Origin of the sequence: Psychrobacter sp. (assembly GCF_049295055.1) — a bacterium.
In the GTDB taxonomy this organism is placed as follows: domain Bacteria; phylum Pseudomonadota; class Gammaproteobacteria; order Pseudomonadales; family Moraxellaceae; genus Psychrobacter.
The window spans coordinates 21549-40421 of sequence record NZ_JBAQQF010000069.1; the positions used below are offsets into that span (position 1 = coordinate 21549).

Here is an 18873-nt window from a genome sequence, read left to right on the forward strand (position 1 = left end):
TGTAATGGCTTAGGGATTTTTTTAATGATAATAGAAGCGTCTTTTTAATAGAAAAACATCTTTATTCATTTAATTTTTCTTCAACCCATGCTTTTAATACCACTACTTGATTATGTTTTTCATCTTTTGCGCCATAAATAAAGGTGACATTATGTTTCTCAAGCTGAGTTTTTACTTTATCTATGTACGCTCTTCGGAGCTTTAAAAGTGGCGATATATAAGCTAAGCATTTGCCTAGCTTATTTTCTAACAATTAGTTCCACTTCCTTCTATCAATTCCTCTATCCCTGCTTTCTCATGCGCCTTAAACGGATAACGATCTACCATCACTATCCATTCTGATATATATTTATTGCTTAGGCTATTCTTATTATTAGATAACTTTATCAGCAAAATATCGATATCCATTGTCACTTGTTTAATAGCCGTCTGCAATTCTGCTAGCCGCTGTCTATCACAATCACTCTCAAACCCTTTAAATGTTTGTTGTAGCTGTCGTAGTATTATTGGCGTGGTCAAGGATAGATAAACACATTGATTGATATAATCAGGCTTTGGGTGCTCTAAAGTGGCTGTAAAATCTGGATTTTTAAAAGCCGTAGATAGCTGTGTATTACCAAGCCCTTGTAAGTTTTTACGCACGTGAGATAAATAATATTCAGCTTGGTAATTACTACCCAAAGCCAATAGTACTGCCGTCACCGGTTGCTGTTGCAATTGTTCAGGAGCAATTTTTTTTAACGTCTCCAGATTCATATTTAGTGAACCTTTATGCATCAGTAGACTGACTATCAACAACTTCATTGTCAGCTGTTTTAGCATAGCGAGTAATTTGGACACCAACCGCATCAGCCTGTTTAATAGCGGTCGGTTTAGCAACGCTCAACGTCAATTTATGACAAGCATAGTTTGTTAGCAATCTATCTGCAATTTGCCCCGCTAAATGCTCAAGCAACTCTGCTTTGATTTCTTGACACCAGGCACTAACATCATCGCAGACGGCTTTATAATTAAGCGCGTCATTCACGTCATCAGACGCAGCAGCCTTACTAATATCTGTTTCAAGCGCAATATCAATCAATATTGGCTGGGTAATCGCGCGCTCCCACTCGTAAACGCCAATCACTGCCTCTACTTTTAAACCTTTTACAAATACCACATCAGACTCAGTATGCAACATCATTTTATCCTTGTTGACTACATTTTATAATTAGACTTTACACTCAATGACTCTATTACACTTAACGACTCTACAAAGCTTCATCACGCAAGTGTGCTGCTTTTAGCTGCTTACTTGGACGATGACGCCACAAGTCAATACTGAATAATAGCAGGCCAAACCAAATTAAACCAAATACTGCTAAACGGTGTAAATCAAACGGCTCTTTATAATAAAATATGGCTAAGAAGAAAATAAAGGTCGGCGTTAAGTAGTTCATAAAGCTCAGAATACTATAAGCGACCATTTTGGTAGATTTATTAAATAGCAATAACGGTATCAAAGTGATCGGACCTGCGAGCATCAGTAGCCAGATATTAGGGGTGAACCAAAAACTAAGCTGACTACTCACGACATCCGCCTGCCAAAACCACCAAAAACAAATAGGTACGAGCATCGCCGTTTCGACAAACATTGCATCGACAGCGGTCAAAGGTGTTTGCCGTTGAATAGTGCCGTAAGTACTAAAGCTAAACGCCAGTATTAAAGATATCCACGGCAAGCTACCAATCATGACCACTTGGATAACAACAGATAATAGTGCAAAACCAATTGCTACCCATTGTAGGGTACGTAAGCGCTCTTTAAACAAAATCATCGATAATGCCACACCGACCAGTGGCCCGATAAAATATCCTAAACTGGCTTCAAGGATACGATCATCATTAACCGCCCAAACGTAGGTCAGCCAGTTAATTGCAATAATGATACCCGATACAAAGGTGATTGCTATCCATTTTGGATTTTGTCTAAGTGTATTAATCCATTGCCAGCGCTTACTAACAATAAGTACAACAAGCAGGCATAAAAATGTCCAGATAATACGGTGACCAATAATCTCAGTCGCGTCATAGGCAGACAGCTGCTTAAAGTATAATGGGAATATACCCCAAATAGAAAAAGCGATCAGCGCGGTAACAATGCCACGTCTGGTTGTTTTGATAGGGGTTACTTGTTTTTTGACGACGTTCTGAGTGGTCATAAGATAAAACAACTTTTTGGAGCAAAGTACACCCTTGCCATTTTTTACTCAACAATAAAAAATGGTAAAGATGTTAGGTTCACTAGGTGAAAAGATTAAGTGAAATTAAAATAGAAAAGCAATGTATCAATGCCAACAGCGACACTCATACATTGCTAAAAACAATTTCAAAAACAAATTTAAAGTAAGGGCTTATTATAACCCCTCTTTAATAAAAGTTAAGCGTTATCGATACTATTATCAGCACCTTTATCAACTTGGATAGCCATACCGATTTGATTAGCAAGCTCAGCAAACCCTGGGAAACTGGTATTAACCGTTTCAACGCCTTCAATGCTAATTTGCTTAGATGCACGCAGACTGGCAACAGCAAAACTCATCGCAATACGGTGATCATGATGTGAGACGATATGTCCGCCACCAAATACAGGTTGGCTGTTGTTCACTTCACTGTTATCGCCTCTACTGCCCTTGCCTTCAATAATCAAACCATCATCAGTGACAGTACAATCGATACCAAGTTCTTGTAATCCTTCTGCCATTACCGCAATGCGATCTGACTCTTTAACGCGTAGCTCTTTAGCGCCGGTTAGAACCGTGCGACCTTGTGCACAGCTAGCTGCGATAAACAGTACTGGAAACTCATCAATCGCTAAAGGCACTAATGCTTCTGGGATCTCAATACCAACTAAGTTAGAAGAACGGATAGTAACATCAGCGACTGGCTCACCACCAACATGCGTCTCATTACTCAAGCTGATATCAGCATTCATCAGTTTTAAAATATCAATAATGCCAGTACGCGTAGGATTAACGCCGACTTGCGTTAAGGTCAGCTCACTATCCTGACTAATGGCAGCGGCCACCATAAAAAATGCCGCCGATGAGATATCAGCTGGTACCGCAATATTACCACCTGTTAGCTTACCGCCGCCTTCAACGCTGATGCGATTACCCTCAACTGTAACAGGATAGCCAAAGGCAGATAACATACGCTCAGTATGGTCGCGACTCACTTCTGGCTGAGTGACCGTTGTGGTTCCCTCTGCCCATAGTCCAGCTAGCAATAAGCAAGATTTAATCTGTGCTGAAGCGACAGGCATATTATAATCAATACCATGTAATGGCTTGCCGACATTATCACGACCCGTAATGCTAAGCGGTGATGTACCGTTATGACCGGTGCTTTGAATGACGGCACCCATGGCGCGAAGTGGCGCAGCAACGCGTTCCATTGGACGTTTATTGAGACTGGCATCACCTATTAATACACTATCAAATGCTTGCGCGGCTAAGATACCCGCCAACAGACGCATACTAGTACCAGAGTTGCCCATATATAGAGGCGTTTTACTGGGCTTTAGACCATTCATACCAACACCGTGAATGGTTAGCTTACCGTTATCAGGGCCTTCAATAGTCACGCCCATATCACGAAAAGCTTGCAAGGTTGCTAACGCATCTTCTCCTTCCAAAAATCCAGTAACCTGCGTCACGCCTTCAGCAAGACTACCAAGCATGATACTACGGTGAGAGATTGATTTATCACCAGGAATAGAGATAGTGCCGACAACGGTGTTGCTAGGTGAAATATTATAAGAAGCTGACATAGCAGAGGTATCCGTATAAGGAGTGCTGGCTAACATATGGCCAAAATGTCGCCGTGCGGCTTGCGCGCGGCCCAAAATTCCCATCAGGGCGGTTGAATCTTTATCAATAATAAGTTGGCGGATGTCTTGTAAGTAAACGCTATACTCATCAAGGGCGCTCACAATCGCGCTCTGATTGGCAAAAAATATATCGTGCCACATTTTCGGATCGCTGGCGGCAATACGGGTAAAATCCCGAAACCCGCCAGCAGCATAACGAAACATATCTAAATTATCATCGTGGCTGGCCAATTGCTCAACCAAATTGAACGCTAATAGATGTGGCAAATGGCTAGTATGCGCCAGTATTGAATCATGATGACTAGCTTCCATTGTCATGACACTCGCGCCCACGGCTTCCCATAGCTGACGCAACTTGATAATTGCCATATAATTGGTAGTAGGCAACTCACAAATAATGACGCTATGATTAACAAATAATTCAGCACGGCGAGCATGATAGCCTGAATTTTCAGCACCAGCAATCGGATGTGCCGGCACTAGCCCGACCGGCAACGAGCTGAATACGTTTTTGGCGGCTTCAATGATATTAACCTTGGTACTGCAAACATCAGTAATGATGCAATCAGTAGCAAGCTGTCCATTATCCATCACCGTTTTGATATCGGCAAATACGGCTTGCACCGCTTGTACTGGTACGGCGATGACGATTAAATCACTACCGGATATAACATCCTTAAGCACAGCGCTGCCCGCATCAAGTAAGCCTTGCGCAATCGCTTCTTCTATACTGGGCAGATGTCTGTCTACCGCAACCAAACGTTCACTCAAACCATTGTCTTTAATCGCTTGCGCTAAGCTAGCACCAATCAACCCCAGACCAATGATACAAACTTGATTGAATAGTGGTTGTAGAGTAGATGTGTTTGGCATGGCTGCTTGGCGACTTGCCGTTCGACTTATTTTTTGCATATTATTTTAATTATCATTTCACGTAAAAAGTATGGTCTTAATCATCCGTTAATATAGAGCGCAGCGTATCAATGAGACGTGTATTGTCTTCTGCGACCCCAACAGTCATTCTTAACCAGTTAGGTAAACCGTAATTATCCAGCGGACGCACTATCACGCCTTGCTCAAGTAATGCTTGATAAATAGAAGCAGCGGTTACGTCTTCCATCTCAACTTCGATTTCGACCATCATAAAGTTGGCATGTGATTTAACAAAGCCCAAGCCTAACGCATCAAATTGCTTCTCTAACCAGCGCATTTGTCCTTGGTTAATGAGCCTAACTTTTTCAATAAAATCTTGGTCAGCAAGTGCGGCTGTTGCCGCAGCTAAAGCTATTCTACTAACGTTAAATGGCTGACGGATGCGATTGAGTAAATCGGCTACTGGCACTGAGCTTAGCGCATAACCAATACGCAGACCTGCCAGCCCATAAGCTTTTGAGAAAGTACGTACAATGACCACATTGTCAAACTCATCTAATAGTGCCCGATTATTACTCTCAGGGCTGTATTCGATATAAGCCTCATCTAACACGACTAAAACTGAACTTGGAATACTGGCGACAAACTCACGCAGCTCTTCCTGCTCAAGCTGTGTGCCCGTTGGATTATTAGGGTTGGCGATAAACACTACCTTAGTATCAGGATTGTTTTGAACTGCGTCACTCATAGCACTTAGATCATGACCAAAGCGATTGGCAGGTACCTCAATAGCCATTGCGCCTTGCATTTTAGCGAGCATCGGATAAATAATAAACCCATACTGGCTATAAACAATCGCATCATCAGCACTAGCAAAGCTACGCGCTAAAATATCAAGCAAATCATTAGAGCCATTACCCAAGGTAATCTGATCGACGTTGACCTCATTAAAGTCCGCCAATGCTTGTTTAAGATAACAACCATTACCATCAGGATAGCGTGCCAGCTGACCCAACTGTTCAGTAATCGCCAGCGTTACTTTTGGTGAGCAGCCTATCGGATTTTCATTACTGGCAAGCATGACCACATCTGAGACACCATACTCACGCGTTAACTCCTCAACCGGCTTTCCCGTCTGATAAGGCGCCAACTCTAAAATACTGTCATAGGCAGGCACGAGCGGCGATAAATCTAACTCTGTCGATGGTATAGACGGCATATTTTATCCTTAGATGAGTTGACGCATCTATTATTGGCTCAGATGATGAACTTAGTCAGCATTACTATTTACGATATCTATATCTATATCTGTATCTGTATCTGTATCTTGTACCTATAATACTGCTTTTGGATAAGAACCTAATATCCGCAAATCCTTGACCAATGGACGGATATCAGCGATAGCGGCGCTCACATTGGGATCTTCAATATGCCCGTCCATATCAATAAAGAATACATACGCCCACTTATTAGGACGCTCTGGTCGCGTTTCAATACTGGTCATTGATACGCCGTGATATGATAATGGTTTTAATATCTCGATCAGTGCGCCAGCTTTGTCATGAGCTGAAACCATAATCGAGGTTTTATCTTGACCTGATGGCGCAACCGCTTCGTGACCAATAATTAAGAAACGCGTGGTATTGCTTGGATTGTCTTCGATATTTGAATAAAGCTTATGCAGATCATATTCTGCAGCCGCTACATCACCTGCAATCGCCGCCGAATGCCACTCGTTTTTCAAGCGACGCGCCGCTTCACCGTTGCTTGATACCGCCACACGCTCAACATTAGGATAATTCACATCAAGCCAATGACGACACTGCGCCAACGATTGCTGATGCGAATAAATACGGCTGAGACCGTCAATTTTGGTATGTTCAGCAACTAAGAAATTTTGATGAATAGGTAGCTCAACTTCACCAATTATTTTTAAGGTCGAAGATAAAAAGCCATCTAACGTATGATTGACAACGCCTTCTGATGAGTTTTCAACGGGCACCACACCATACATCGCTGTACCCGCTTCGACTTCACGGAATACGTCTGTGATGGTCGTCAATGGTACGGTATCGGCAGCTTTACCAAAATGCTTAAGTGCAGCCGCATGAGTAAAGGTGCCGACTGGGCCCAAGAAAGCAATACGTTGCGGTGCTTCTAAATCTAAACAGACCGACATAATCTCACGGAATAGGCGCGCCATTTTTTCATCGGCGATTGGTCCAGTATTACGCGCCATTACTGCCTTTAAAACTTGCGCTTCACGCTCAGGACGATAAAAAATAGGATTGCTATTATCAGCAGTTGGATTATTGGCAATATGGCTTTTCTTTACCACTGCTACTTGCTGAGCCAGCTTGGCACGGTTATTAATAAGCGTCTGAATTTCACAGTCTACTGCGTCAATATTTTGGCGGATATTATCCAAAAACTCTTTTTCGTTTGCGGTATCGCTAGTGCCTACGCTGCTTTGATTTAGATTGTCCACGTTTTGCTCTGCTGACTGCTCACTCATTACCGCCCATCCTTTTTTTATATTATTACTGAATTTTATAATTGCTATATTAAATCACTACGTTATATTTCGACGCTGCTAGTAAGAGTGCTATGGTAATCAATAGTATAATTGATTGAAACGATCTGACACTACTTTAATAAGTAAATGAAGCAGCCATATAACTTGCCCGCTCTACTATAGCAAAAACTATGCACAGTGCCCATTTGTAAATGCGCGTAAATCTATAAATCGCTATAAAACTGAGCACAATTCAACATTATGATGGCTTAGCACCCTAAAACTATCGGCTAACATAGGCTCAAATCTATGTTACAGTTTAATAGCATCCTTAATTTTATGCACCAGTACGACCATTAATAAGAAAATAATAACGTTAATTGACTATATCAAGGATACCTGATGAGCGCATTACAACAGCTTCGTACCATGACTACCATTGTCGCTGACACGGGCGACCTTACCGCCATTGCTCGCCTAAAACCTATCGATGCTACCACCAATCCTAGCCTAATAACCAAAGCCCTCATTAATCCTGATAATGAAGCATTGCTGTCAGAAGCCATGAGTCGCCATCGAGATGACATCGATGCGGTGATTGATGAGCTGACCATTCAGATTGGCTGCGATATTCTAGCTCTAATTGAAGGCCGCGTCTCAACGGAAGTCGATGCGCGTTTGTCTTATGACACGCAAGCGACGATTGATAAAGCCTTAGCATTTATGGACGCTTATCAAAAAGCAGGTATCGACTCAGAGCGCGTATTGATTAAGATGGCAGCAACGTGGCAAGGCATTGAGGCCGCACGCTATCTGGAAACTCAGAATATCCACTGTAATTTGACCTTGTTATTCGGTCAGCATCAAGCCATCGCCTGTGCTGATGCTGGCGTGACCCTGATCTCACCTTTTGTTGGACGCATATTAGATTGGCAAAAACGCCAACAGAATCGCCAAAACGTGCCAGTGTCTGATGATATGGGCGTGCAATCAGTGAAGCTCATTTATCAGTATTTTAAGCAGCATGGCTATAAGACGCAGGTGATGGGTGCAAGCTTTCGTTCTGTTGAACAGATACTGGCATTAGCAGGCTGCGATTTATTGACCATAGCGCCCAACCTTATTGATGAGCTGGCGGCGATGGATGTAGAGGTGATTCGTCAGCTATCACCAAGCCTGTCAATGGACATGGACAGCATGACTCGTGTGAGCTTGACTCAAGAAGAGTTCAGTACAGCCTATCAGCAAGATACAGTGACCCAAGATTTATTACCAAAAGGTATTGATGGCTTTATCAGTGCCCGTGATGAGCTGGCGGCAATGTTAGCAACTATGCGTGACTAAGCCTAATAGAGACTGGACCTAATAGAAACCAGATTTAATAGACTAAATGTTGATCTGAGCGCATAGCTAGCTTGAGTGTTAATCAATATAAACGATCATTAATATCATTAATTTTATAATACTGTAAACAGCAGGTCATAAAAGAAATTTGCCTGCTAATGTTAAGTTGGCTATTATAAGCGCCCAAATAGGATAAGAAATAAGGCTGAATTATGAAACGGCTAGCAGTGATATTAGCAGGTAGTACGCTTGCGCTTAGTGCCCATGCAGTGAACTGGTCAAAAGTATCAGAAAGTCAGACTGGATCTATTTTTAGCTTAGATTTGGATTCTATTGAAAGCTCCGATATCAATATCATCGATGAAAAACATGTCGATAATATCATCGTGTCTATTCGCAGAACGTATCCTGCACAAAAAAATGTGGCTAATGCAACTGTGGCTAATGCAACTAAGGGCGTGACGAAAGAAAGCAAAGAAGCGGCTATTCATCATAGCGATCAGCAATTACTCATCTCTTGTAAGGACGCCAGCTACTATAGGCGCGCCTACGTCAACTACGCTGCTGATGGTAAGGTCATAAAATCTTGGCAGTCAGAAAAGCCGATACTGACTACCAAAGATTTCAAAGTCACGACGCCAAAAACAATTAATCGTCTACTAGTTGAACAGTCTTGTAAAACTTACGAACAAGCTAAGTAAACGGTTTAAAATTGACTGGCATAAAAAAGCGCGTTAGTTATATCATTTTAAAGCCATAGAAAACTGGCTTTTATCACGCATGACTTATAGTCAAAATACCCTAAAACGCTACGGTACTGCTGGTATGGTTTTTTTGCAGCCTCTTCCTGTGTAGGCACAGCAAGAAAAATTAATAGCAGCAGTATATAATGTATCGATATTACTTTATTACTTTTCACTGACTATAAGTAAAAATGCCCGTCATTTACGCCTTTAATACCGTATAAACGGGTACTGGAAACTCGCCATGTAAAGCGACCAAATCCAATAACATCAACGCACCCACTACCGTATGCCCAGCTGATTGACACAGCTCATAAGCGGTGGTCAGTGTACCGCCCGTCGCCAAGATATCATCAACCAATAAAACGCGCTCAGGTGGCAGATTGTTTTGCATCTCAAGAGTGTCTTTACCATATTCGAGAGCATAGGCTTTATTAGCGACTGGTGGTGGCAGCTTACCGGGTTTACGTAGCAAAATCATCCCTTTCCCCAGTCGACCCGCCAACAAACTTGCAAAGACAAACCCACGCGCTTCAACAGCACCCAAACAATCTACCTCGTCCATTAGCCCTTTAGGTAGTACAGCAAGCAACGCATCAATCACTTCATTAATATGACTGCGCAGTAACGGTGTAATATCATAAAAATCAATGCCAGCTTTTGGGAAGTCTGCTACTGTACGAATGATTTGCCAAAATGGATGATCCATATTGAGTGTATTAGATGATTCGGTTGCGGTATTGACTGATGTAGCGGCGGTGTTAGCGCTCATAATGACCCTTAGCTTGTATGACGTAGATAATGATATAACCGTAATCAACGATGTATAAATCTATAAAATTAGCGGCGACAATTATATCATAATCGATTTTAACAGTCCGCTGCGATGGGCAAAAATACCACTGCTTAGATAAATAAAGTTTGGTGTAATGACTTGATAAAAGCTGGTTAATCTCAATATACAAGTGTAAACTTAACTATGAAAATAACGATTATATGCTAAACTAGCTGCGTTTTTACGGTCTAAATATTGACGGTAGTCATTCTTGATATACCATTAATATCAGCTTAAAAACGTACGGTAACACTGGTAATAATCGATAGGACTATTTATGAAACGTTATGAATGTATTGTCTGCGGCTGGATATATGACGAAGCGCTCGGCTGTCCTGAAGAAGGTATCGCACCGGGCACCAAATGGGAAGATATCCCTGATGACTGGACGTGCCCAGAATGCGGCGTTGGCAAACTTGATTTTGAGATGCTTGAATTTTAAGCCAATGACCTTTTAAATAGGACAATTCATGACAGAATCAAACGACATCAACAGTAGTGCTGACTTACCTGAAACGTCAGTTGGAAGTCTAGGCAGCTACCCTACTCCTGAATGGCAACAATTTGGCGAGCACCAGTGGAGCGCCTCAGACCTCAGCGAGCATCTTTATCAAGCAATGATAGATATTGGTGATGGCATCGAGCTCTGCGTTGAGGCTGGTGGCAATCCTAATAATCCGCCATTACTCATGATTATGGGCCTTGGCTCGCAAATGATATTCTGGCCAAACCATTTTATTAAGCGCCTTATTGATGCCGGTTTTTTTGTGATTCGTTTTGACAATCGTGATATTGGTTTGTCCTCTAAAGTACAAATTGATGGGCTGCCTCGTATCAGCCAGATCAAAATGATGATGCGTATGCAAACTGGATTATCCAATAAGAGTACACAGGTTGCTTATAACTTAACCGATATGGCAGAAGATACATCGCGTTTAATTAAAGCATTACAACTTGGCAAAACTCACTTACTTGGCGCTTCTATGGGCGGTATGATTGCGCAAATCGTAGCGGCGCGCTATCCAAGTTTGGTGCAGCGGATGGCATTGATGTTTACCACCACCAACCGTGCTTTTTTGAAACCGCCCAAGCCCAAACAGTTGTATACGCTTATCAATCGTCCTGAGAGCCATTCTGAGCGCGATATTGTACGTCATAGCGTCTGGTTTATGAAAACCGTTGGCACGCCAGGACACGTGAATGTAAAAATGGTGCGTGATATTGCCAAACTACGCTATCAACGTAACTTCCATCCGCTCGGTACTGTACAACAGCTGAATGCTATTTTGGCGTCAGGCTCTATCAGCCGATTTAGTAAGCAAGTCAAAGCACCAACGATTGTGCTGCATGGCAGTGCAGATGGGTTGCTGCCTTCCTCACAAGGAAGAGTCGTTGCCAAGACTATTCCTAATGCTAAATTTCATTTAATAGAAGGCATGGCTCACGATATTCCTGAATATTATCAGCCTTACATGGTCGATCTGATTAGCAATCACTTATTAGACAAATAGGTTTTATATTCCAAACTTATTAGCTAACTAATAATAAAAAAAGAGTGGCAAACCTATCGTTAATTTATAGGCTAGCCACTCTTTTTTGTTGCTCATTTTTATGATCGTTTTTATGATTATTTTTATACGGAAGCTAAAGCCTGCTGATAAAATCTAGTCACAACCAACAGCAGCACTTTCTTTATCAATACACATTTTATCGCCATTTTTTAAACTGCCAATCCAAGCTTTGCCATTTACAAATACAAATGAGGGTTTGTCTTGATAGTTATCGTCAGTGTTTGCACCATTACTATCAAAGCTAAAAGGAATTACAAGCTCGCCGCCCAGATTAATAAAACCCCATTCCCCATTGATAAGTACGCCAGCCAATCCTTCTGAAAACTCACGTGCCTCATCGAATGAATAGGTAATCATAGTGACGTTATTATCGTCAATAAAGCCCCATTTACCGTCTTGCTGACGCGGCTGTAGAGTGGTAAAAAGACTTGCTGGCGCCGATTTCTGCTCTAATGAATTGATTTTATCAACATTATTAACAGCTGATTTTTTGACATGCGACTGATTATTAACGCTGCTGTTTGCGTCGCTCTTGGTGTTGCCGTTTTTATCTAACCAGCTGATCGCTTTATTTTTACGCACACGAGCCATACCGCCACGATAATTATCAATGTCACTAATGGATGCTGAAAACGGCACAATAGTCTTATTAGCAGTGTCGATAACGCCATAATGACCACCCTGTTTGACCACAATGCGACCTTCAGATACAGGGCGCGCCCAGCCTTGACCATCACTTAGCGCATCGTACATCACAGGAATCACTTCACGACCCTGCATATTGAGATAGCCGACATGACCATTACGCATGACAGGCAATAAGCCGCTCGATATTCTATCAGCATCGACTTTTTGATAGCGCGATAAATCGACGAGACTCTTACCTTGATTATTGATGAGCGCTACTGGTGCACCAAAGTCTTTTACTGCCAGAAAATAACTGCTACTCGCCGTACAAGAGACGTTTTTATAATAACTTTTTGGAATTTTACAGCTGGCTGCTTGTGCGCTTGGTACAATAAATAGTGCCGTTACTAAAGTGCTGGCAATAAAACAGCAGCGCATCAACTGTGGCTTTAACCAAGATGCTGATATTCCAGATGCTGATATTAATGACACATTTCGTTTTGATAAGGAACGTTGAAGCATAAACAAACCTAGGCTAAAAGTAGTAACAGCTATTTAAGTATTTTAACAGCGTATATTTTTTAAGATGATGATATTTAACCATATAACTGGCAAACAGAGTAACAAATAGCAGCGTTTGCGCCAATGCCATTCCTGTAAGAGTGTGACTTGCTTATATATAGTCTGTTTAAAATAGCAAAAGGTCATCTTTTATATCGTATGACTATCAGCTACCGCTTTTAAATTGGATAAGCTATAGCCACATACTCTGTGACCGTAAAATAAATAAGACTAAGCCATTCCAATTTAAGCTCAGAACATCGACAATGTGGCTTGTTTTAGCGAACTATTTAGCATACGACGATTTAAAAAATAAAATAGTAATGATATAAGGATAATCCATGGCTATTGCCTCCTCACGCTCCGCAGCAACTGGCTTGGTCATTGGTTGTGTTATCTTTGGCTTGGGTAGCCTAATTGTGGCTCATGTCGCTATTGGCGGTTGGGCAATGGCTTTTTGGCGTTTGGCTATTTCAGGTATTATCTTTACGATACTGGCTAAAATAATGGGGCAACGCTTGCCGCAGTCAAGGCGGGCTATTGTTTACGGTTTATTATCCGGCGTATTTTTAGGATTGGATTTAGCACTGTGGCACGAGAGTATCTATGCGGTTGGCCCCGGTATTTCAACCTTACTCAACAGTTTGCAGATTTTCTTTTTAGCGGCCATCGGATTTTTATATTTTAACGAGCGTCAATCTATCCTACAATTGGTCAGTTTAGTTTTAGCAATGTTAGGCGTGGCGATGATTGGCAGTCCCGAGTTTGCGCAAAACAAGGCGGCTACTTGGGGTTTTGTCACTGGTATTATATCAGGGGCGATGCTTGCCGCGTCGATGACTTTTATACGCAAAACACACGATACTGAACCAACACCAATATTTGTATTGATGCAGCTAATCAGTATCGGCGGCGTACTGGCAATGATTGTACCGATGTTCGTCTTTGATATGGGTAATATTCTACCCAATACTTGGTCTGAGATTGGCTGGATATTGATTTACGGGACGGTGATGCAGTGCTTAGCTTGGGGTCTAATCGCCTACTCTATTCCAAAACTGTCGCTCGCATTAACTGGACTGCTGTTATTGACTGAACCTATTGCCGCATTGGTGATTGACTATAGCTGGCTGGATAAACCCATTAATACCCTGCAATGGAGCGGCGCGCTACTGACTATGTTTGCCATCTACTTAGGTTCACTCAAACCTAAGCCGCGCGCCCTACGACGTTATCGGTTTTTTGCAAGATTTTATAAGCGCGATTATAAATAAAGCTCGCATAGACTAACAGCAGCTATAAGTAAATATCATAACAGATAAAAGCCACAATAATTATTGTGGCTTTTATTGATTGATATATTAAATTCTTTAATCTTATGATGATTAAAAATTTAATCTTTTTGACGGTTAAACAGAGCGTTAAGGACAATTGCTGTCAAGGTAGCGGTACCAATACCGCCCAAATCAAAGCCACCTAAGTGCAGGCTAAAGTTACCAGTACCCATAATAATTGTCACAGCAGCAATGATCAGATTGCTGTTTTTGCTAAAGTCGATATGACTGTCTATCCAGATTTTCGCACCAGCAATGGCAATCAAACCAAAGACGACGATAGACGCGCCACCTAATAAAGCTGGTGGAATGGTTTGAATGATCGCACCAAACTTCGGTGACAATCCAAGTATGATGGCGACCAAGCCAGCGATGACGAATATAGTCGTGCTATAAACTTTAGTCACTGCCATGACGCCAATATTTTCAGCATAAGTAGTGACACCGGTGCCACCAAAGCCCGCTGAAAAAGTCGTTGCCAAGCCATCAGCAAAGAATGCACGCCCCATATAAGGCGTCACGCGAGCTTTCGTCATACCTTCGACCGCTTTAAAATGCCCTAAGTTTTCGGCGACCAAAATAAATGCTACCGGCGCAATCAAAATAATCGCACTTAGCTCAAATTTTGGCGCATGAGTGCTCGGTAGACCAAACCATGAAGCGGTAGACACGCCACTAAAATCAATGGGAATACCAAAACCTATGATATTAGTCATCACATAATAGGCGACATAAGACAGTATCAAGCCAACTAGCAACAACAAACGACGTAGCATACCGCGCGTAAATACAGCTACGCCGCTGATTAACAGTACCGTTAAGGCTGCCATCCACGCATCAAACTGATTGGCAGATACCCCTTGGATAGTCACTGGCGCTAAGTTAAGACCGATAATCATCACAATAGCACCGGTAACAATAGGCGGCATCAGACGCTCAATCCATCCTGTACCGGTTTTCATCACCAATAATCCTATCAAAGCATAAATAATACCGCATGCCATGATACCGCCCAAAGCAACATTCAGATTCGCATTAAACCCTACGCCAGCATAAGCCGTCACAGCGATAACTGGGCCGATAAAGGCAAAGCTTGAACCCAAATAACTTGGCATACGCCCACCAGTGATGATAAAAAACATCACCGTACAGATACCGGACATCAAAATAGCTAAGTTAGGATCAAAACCCATGAGTAAAGGCGCAAGTACGGTCGAGCCAAACATGGCAAAGGTATGTTGTACACCCAGCAGCATACTTTTCGATGGCGGCAAATACTCATTTATACCGACTGGCATGCGATCTAAGTCGCCTTTAAATGGTCGCCATGTAGGGAACCAGCGCCCATTTTCAAAGTCTGGATCATAAGGTAAGCTCATCGTAGCTGAATCGATAGACGCAGCGTCTAGCGCTGTTGGCACTAGAGGTTCTGCTTGACTGTTTTTCTCTGATTGGAAAGAGTTCTCTGGAGGGTTTGCCATGCGCGATTGTCCTATGAGGCCTAAGCTAATAGTAACAGCCTGATACTAGCTAGGATAAATAAAAGATAATAAATAGGACTATTTTAAAAAAGGATAATTCAAACAAGACCTATCACAAATAGAAGCATTTATAACAAACAGCACTGTTTATCTATAAATAGTAAAATTCATAATACTTATACTCAATTATTCGAGATATTGTGCTTCGTCCAATCACTTGTTTGGAAAAAAGCAGATAAAGTAGGTTGTTTTATAAAAAAGCTATATTTTGCTAGATGTACGCAGGTAGATATGTTCTACTAAATACACTGCTGCAGCTGCTCGCACCTTACTGTATGCTACAGCGACGGCTAACTTACAGGATGTTACATAAGCGTTGATGCCAAGCATCATAACGGAATTTAATAATAAACAACAGCTATTATTTACCCGTCACTCGAACTGCCACATTCCCATAGACAACGCTCTAAATTTACCGATTAACGGTACCTGTGATTTTCTGCTGCCTATCATGTTTTTATGTGGGCGCTATAGTTCTGCTATGCGGTTATGTTGACTCTATCTCACTTTTTTGGTAATTAATTATGATTAGTGTATTTGATTTATTTAAAATCGGCATTGGCCCTTCAAGCTCTCATACTGTTGGTCCAATGATAGCGGCTAACTTGTTTGTAGAGTCACTACTTAAACAAACTGACATAAAAAATATAAAAGCTTTAGAAGTTGAGCTATACGGCTCCCTAGCTGCAACAGGCAAAGGTCATGCAACCGATACGGCCATACTACTAGGCTTACTTGGGCATGCTCCCAGTACTATCGATACACGTTTGACCAGTCAATATCTGTCACCGATTTTTTCAGAAAAACAGCTCCATATAGCAGGTGAGCATGTTATTGCTTTTGATATTGAGCGTGATATTCACTGGTATGATGAGACCGTCCTACCCTATCACCCAAACGCTTTAACCATCCGCGTATTATTGACTGACGACAGTCATTATCAGCAAACCTACTATTCCGTTGGCGGTGGTTTTGTTATCAATGAAGAAGATGCGACAAATCCGGATGAAGATCATGCCGCGCCAACGATTGATATTATTCCTTATCCCTTTAATAGTGCCGCAGAGCTGCTAGAGCAATGCCGTCAACACCATTTAAGCGTCAGCGAATTGGTACTGGCTAATGAATGCCATTATCGCAAACAAGCAGAAGTATTTGCCTATTTAGACTCTATTTGGGAGTCAATGCAAGATTGTGTGACCAGAGGCTGCCAAAACAGTGGCATATTACCCGGTGGTTTAGATGTTAAGCGTCGTGCCCAAGCCTTACATTTGCAACTGTGCGCTGAGAAAAACCAACCTAGTACCAAGAATGATAAACTTGCCGCGATGGATTGGATTGATCTATACGCCTTGGCAGTCAATGAAGAAAATGCCAATGGCGGTAATGTGGTAACCGCGCCTACTAATGGCGCGGCAGGCATTATTCCTGCAGTCATGCATTATTATCGTGATTTTTTATCAAGCTACAGCATCGATGGTGCGCGCAAATTTTTGTTAAATGCCACTGCTATCGGTAGTCTCATCAAACAAAATGCCTCTATCTCTGGTGCTGAAGTTGGCTGCCAAGGTGAAGTTGGTTCTGCTTGCGCGATGGCAGCTTCTGCATTGGCGGAAATATTAGGTGGCGATCCTGCTAAATGCCTCAATGCTGCCGAGATTGGTATTGAGCACAACTTAGGCCTTACCTGCGATCCTGTTGGCGGCTTGGTACAAGTACCCTGTATCGAACGCAATGCGATGGGCGCTGTGAAAGCCGTCAATGCAGCACGACTTGCTTGCCGTGGTAACGGACAACACTTTGTCTCTTTGGATAAAGTTATTGAAACCATGAAAGTGACGGGTGCTGATATGCTGGATAAATATAAAGAAACCTCACGTGGTGGATTGGCAGTTTATGCGGATAACCGTATACCAACCGCGACTCATGGTGTCAGTGTAAAATATAGTCAGTGCTAATATAGTGTTGGTTGATATAGCCTTTATTGATATAGCCTTTAATAATATAGCTATCCATAAAAAAGACCTCTAACGAATTAGAGGTCTTTTTTGTTTGCGCTAAATGTCATTAATCAGTAATCAATTAACAATTTATTCAGCTGTTTTTGACACAACTTCATTTAAAATCCAAACTGGCTTAGCGACGTTAGTGAGTTCATTCATGACCACTTCTTGACGAACATCTAGAATATAGCGGTAATTTGGCTCATACGTGAAGCCTTGGATATTACCGTTCAAAGGTGTGTAGTTTTTCTGATAAGTTTGACGATACTGTAGGCATTCTGATTCGACCATCGTGCCATTAGACGCTTGAAGCTCACAGACTGCTTTGAGTGGTGCTATTTCTATTTTAAAACTTGGAATGTTGACAACTTTAACATTCATAGCTTCACCTTCCACTACCATAGTACGTTCATTATCCACGTCCATAGTAGAACAACCTGATAAAACAAAAGTCGCCATCAATGCTGCAAGTGCTAATTTTTTCATTATCTAATCCTCAGTGTATTAATATTAATTATAGTAGTGTTGATTGCTAACCTTTTGAACCGGTTTTATTCGATTATCGAGGCTCAAAATACAGTAGGCATTTATAACGATACCGCTGTCGATCATAAATAAGACTTAAATCCTAATGACAACTGAACTTAAGATCTGAACTCAAGAGTATCTCTGCAGTACCGTCTATTGTTTACTGTGGACAGTATAGGGTGCAAAGTAACTTACCCTCTATAACTACTTTGTAACGTAACGTCAGCTTTTGCAACTGATGTTAATCAATAGTTTTTATTAATAATTTTTATAGCATAATTTTCGATAGTATGTTTCTGGATATAATTGATCCACTTTTAAAAGAATACAGTGCTACTGGGATTAATTATTCGCAGCCTCTGTCTGCGTAGGCACAGTAAGCAAGAAAAATTGATACCAGTATAGTCAATCCAAAATAAAATTGGTACAACCCATATCATGAAACAGTTTAGGTAAATTATTCTCCATCCACCCTTGTCGTAGAAACTTAGCCTGTGCCCATTTTTTTTCAATAGGGTTTAAATCAG

Annotated in this window: 17 protein-coding genes; 6 read left to right on the plus strand and 11 right to left on the minus strand. The window is 41.7% G+C overall.

Features of this window, described 5'->3' with window-relative positions; translation table 11 throughout:
- Positions 1 to 61 precede the first annotated feature (61 nt).
- From WAZ74_RS10435 to pheA, 7 genes are all read right to left on the minus strand, one after another.
- A complete protein-coding gene (locus tag WAZ74_RS10435) occupies positions 62 to 253 on the minus strand; it encodes a DUF488 family protein (RefSeq protein WP_422308237.1) in 192 nt (63 codons plus the stop codon).
- Positions 247 to 756, minus strand: a complete 510-nt coding sequence (locus tag WAZ74_RS10440; protein WP_422308238.1) for a 2-amino-4-hydroxy-6-hydroxymethyldihydropteridine diphosphokinase — start codon at positions 754 to 756, stop codon at positions 247 to 249. Before WAZ74_RS10440 ends, WAZ74_RS10435 begins: the two co-directional genes overlap by 7 nt.
- Positions 757 to 769: 13 nt before the next feature.
- Positions 770 to 1180 carry a dihydroneopterin aldolase gene (gene folB, locus WAZ74_RS10445; protein ID WP_422308253.1) on the minus strand — a complete coding sequence of 137 codons (411 nt, stop codon included), beginning with the start codon at positions 1178 to 1180 and terminating at the stop codon, positions 770 to 772.
- Between the two features lie 70 nt (positions 1181 to 1250).
- Positions 1251 to 2201 (minus strand): EamA family transporter RarD, encoded by a 951-nt coding sequence (gene rarD / locus WAZ74_RS10450; RefSeq protein WP_422308239.1) that lies wholly within the window; start codon positions 2199 to 2201, stop codon positions 1251 to 1253.
- Between the two features lie 218 nt (positions 2202 to 2419).
- Positions 2420 to 4744: a bifunctional prephenate dehydrogenase/3-phosphoshikimate 1-carboxyvinyltransferase gene (locus tag WAZ74_RS10455; protein WP_422308254.1), complete on the minus strand. Its 2325-nt coding sequence runs from the start codon at positions 4742 to 4744 to the stop codon at positions 2420 to 2422.
- Between the two features lie 76 nt (positions 4745 to 4820).
- Positions 4821 to 5963 (minus strand): histidinol-phosphate transaminase, encoded by a 1143-nt coding sequence (gene hisC, locus WAZ74_RS10460; protein WP_422308240.1) that lies wholly within the window; start codon positions 5961 to 5963, stop codon positions 4821 to 4823.
- Positions 5964 to 6077: 114 nt separating this feature from the next.
- A complete protein-coding gene (pheA, locus tag WAZ74_RS10465) occupies positions 6078 to 7259 on the minus strand; it encodes a prephenate dehydratase (RefSeq protein ID WP_422308241.1) in 1182 nt (393 codons plus the stop codon).
- A gap of 402 nt (positions 7260 to 7661) precedes the next feature.
- Between pheA and WAZ74_RS10470 the strand changes: the two genes are divergently transcribed.
- Positions 7662 to 8603: a transaldolase gene (locus WAZ74_RS10470; protein ID WP_422308242.1), complete on the plus strand. Its 942-nt coding sequence runs from the start codon at positions 7662 to 7664 to the stop codon at positions 8601 to 8603.
- 212 nt (positions 8604 to 8815) lie between these two features.
- Entirely contained in the window at positions 8816 to 9304 is a 489-nt protein-coding gene (locus WAZ74_RS10475; RefSeq protein WP_422308243.1) for a hypothetical protein, read from the plus strand.
- Between the two features lie 244 nt (positions 9305 to 9548).
- Here WAZ74_RS10475 and WAZ74_RS10480 read toward each other — a convergent pair whose 3' ends face one another.
- Positions 9549 to 10118: an adenine phosphoribosyltransferase gene (locus WAZ74_RS10480; RefSeq protein ID WP_422308244.1), complete on the minus strand. Its 570-nt coding sequence runs from the start codon at positions 10116 to 10118 to the stop codon at positions 9549 to 9551.
- A 340-nt stretch (positions 10119 to 10458) separates the two neighbouring features.
- Here WAZ74_RS10480 and rubA point away from each other — a divergent pair, with 340 nt between their 5' ends.
- Both rubA and WAZ74_RS10490 read left to right on the plus strand, forming a co-directional pair.
- Positions 10459 to 10623 carry a rubredoxin RubA gene (rubA, locus tag WAZ74_RS10485; RefSeq protein WP_201609864.1) on the plus strand — a complete coding sequence of 55 codons (165 nt, stop codon included), beginning with the start codon at positions 10459 to 10461 and terminating at the stop codon, positions 10621 to 10623.
- 28 nt (positions 10624 to 10651) lie between these two features.
- A complete protein-coding gene (locus WAZ74_RS10490) occupies positions 10652 to 11692 on the plus strand; it encodes an alpha/beta fold hydrolase (protein ID WP_422308245.1) in 1041 nt (346 codons plus the stop codon).
- Between the two features lie 153 nt (positions 11693 to 11845).
- On the opposite strand, the gene WAZ74_RS10495 is transcribed toward WAZ74_RS10490, so the two are convergent.
- Positions 11846 to 12901: a WG repeat-containing protein gene (locus tag WAZ74_RS10495; RefSeq protein WP_422308246.1), complete on the minus strand. Its 1056-nt coding sequence runs from the start codon at positions 12899 to 12901 to the stop codon at positions 11846 to 11848.
- A 380-nt stretch (positions 12902 to 13281) separates the two neighbouring features.
- On the opposite strand from WAZ74_RS10495, the gene WAZ74_RS10500 reads away from it, so the two are divergent.
- Positions 13282 to 14214, plus strand: coding sequence for a DMT family transporter (locus WAZ74_RS10500; protein ID WP_422308247.1), 933 nt, complete (start codon positions 13282 to 13284; stop codon positions 14212 to 14214).
- A gap of 119 nt (positions 14215 to 14333) precedes the next feature.
- On the opposite strand, the gene WAZ74_RS10505 is transcribed toward WAZ74_RS10500, so the two are convergent.
- Positions 14334 to 15755, minus strand: coding sequence for a solute carrier family 23 protein (locus WAZ74_RS10505; protein ID WP_422308248.1), 1422 nt, complete (start codon positions 15753 to 15755; stop codon positions 14334 to 14336).
- A 584-nt stretch (positions 15756 to 16339) separates the two neighbouring features.
- Here WAZ74_RS10505 and WAZ74_RS10510 point away from each other — a divergent pair.
- A complete protein-coding gene (locus WAZ74_RS10510) occupies positions 16340 to 17773 on the plus strand; it encodes an L-serine ammonia-lyase (RefSeq protein WP_422308249.1) in 1434 nt (477 codons plus the stop codon).
- A gap of 132 nt (positions 17774 to 17905) precedes the next feature.
- Here the strand turns inward: WAZ74_RS10510 and WAZ74_RS10515 are convergent, their stop codons facing one another.
- Positions 17906 to 18304, minus strand: a complete 399-nt coding sequence (locus WAZ74_RS10515; protein WP_422308250.1) for a DUF4377 domain-containing protein — start codon at positions 18302 to 18304, stop codon at positions 17906 to 17908.
- Positions 18305 to 18873: the final 569 nt, after the last annotated feature.

Coding starts and splice junctions, on each gene's coding strand:
- WAZ74_RS10440 (WP_422308238.1), bottom strand. CDS start 756: ATGAATCTGGAGACGTTAAAAAAAATTGCTCCTGAACAATTGCAACAG.
- folB (WP_422308253.1), bottom strand. CDS start 1,180: ATGTTGCATACTGAGTCTGATGTGGTATTTGTAAAAGGTTTAAAAGTA.
- rarD (WP_422308239.1), bottom strand. CDS start 2,201: ATGACCACTCAGAACGTCGTCAAAAAACAAGTAACCCCTATCAAAACA.
- WAZ74_RS10455 (WP_422308254.1), bottom strand. CDS start 4,744: ATGCCAAACACATCTACTCTACAACCACTATTCAATCAAGTTTGTATC.
- hisC (WP_422308240.1), bottom strand. CDS start 5,963: ATGCCGTCTATACCATCGACAGAGTTAGATTTATCGCCGCTCGTGCCT.
- pheA (WP_422308241.1), bottom strand. CDS start 7,259: ATGAGTGAGCAGTCAGCAGAGCAAAACGTGGACAATCTAAATCAAAGC.
- WAZ74_RS10470 (WP_422308242.1), top strand. CDS start 7,662: ATGAGCGCATTACAACAGCTTCGTACCATGACTACCATTGTCGCTGAC.
- WAZ74_RS10475 (WP_422308243.1), top strand. CDS start 8,816: ATGAAACGGCTAGCAGTGATATTAGCAGGTAGTACGCTTGCGCTTAGT.
- WAZ74_RS10480 (WP_422308244.1), bottom strand. CDS start 10,118: ATGAGCGCTAACACCGCCGCTACATCAGTCAATACCGCAACCGAATCA.
- rubA (WP_201609864.1), top strand. CDS start 10,459: ATGAAACGTTATGAATGTATTGTCTGCGGCTGGATATATGACGAAGCG.
- WAZ74_RS10490 (WP_422308245.1), top strand. CDS start 10,652: ATGACAGAATCAAACGACATCAACAGTAGTGCTGACTTACCTGAAACG.
- WAZ74_RS10495 (WP_422308246.1), bottom strand. CDS start 12,901: ATGCTTCAACGTTCCTTATCAAAACGAAATGTGTCATTAATATCAGCA.
- WAZ74_RS10500 (WP_422308247.1), top strand. CDS start 13,282: ATGGCTATTGCCTCCTCACGCTCCGCAGCAACTGGCTTGGTCATTGGT.
- WAZ74_RS10505 (WP_422308248.1), bottom strand. CDS start 15,755: ATGGCAAACCCTCCAGAGAACTCTTTCCAATCAGAGAAAAACAGTCAA.
- WAZ74_RS10510 (WP_422308249.1), top strand. CDS start 16,340: ATGATTAGTGTATTTGATTTATTTAAAATCGGCATTGGCCCTTCAAGC.
- WAZ74_RS10515 (WP_422308250.1), bottom strand. CDS start 18,304: ATGAAAAAATTAGCACTTGCAGCATTGATGGCGACTTTTGTTTTATCA.